Raw genomic sequence first — 592 nt, 5'->3', positions numbered from 1 at the left:
ACGCTGAACAGGCTCGCGCCGCCCGTGTTCGACAGTTGATTCGTTGCGTAGAGATTCAACTGATTGGCGGCAGCGAAGACGGCAGCGGCTCCGGTGTTCGTGATCGTATTCGCGTTCGCCGTGACGTTGCTGCCGATCACGGTTCCCGTATTGTTCAACGTCGCGCTATTGGTCGTGACCGCATCGCCTTCGATGCGGCCCGCGTTATCGATCGTGCCGTTATTCGCGTTGACCGTCGTCGCCGCCGAATTCAAACCCGCGCCACTCCGGTTTTCGACGTTCGTCGCATTCACCGTAAGCGCGCCGTTCGCATCCAGCACGCCTTGGTTCGTCAGCTTGCCCGATGTGGTGAACGTGAAGTCGCCGTTCGCATGAAGCTTGTTTTTCGTTGTCTGCGTGTAGTCGCCGCCGAGGGTAATCGTACCGTTGCGACCAGCGATAATCGAACCGTCGCCAGTCAACGTACCCGTGGTCAACATCAGGTCTTGATCGCTGCCGATCGCGCCATTCTGGTTCGCAAGCGTGCCGGTCTGAATCGACACACTGCCACCGCTGCCTGCGTCATTGCCGATCTTGCCCGACGTATTGTCGA

At 59.1% G+C, this 592-nt stretch carries 1 protein-coding gene; it reads right to left on the bottom strand.

Annotated features, from left to right (window positions below; all coding sequences use genetic code 11):
* A partial coding sequence (locus ACV229_RS40660) for a hypothetical protein (protein ID WP_448088667.1) occupies positions 1-592 on the bottom strand: 592 nt, incomplete at both ends.

Source organism: Burkholderia sp. MR1-5-21, assembly GCF_053427715.1.
The sequence above is the reverse complement of the archived record's forward strand: the minus strand, read 5'-3'. Positions and strand labels throughout refer to the sequence as shown.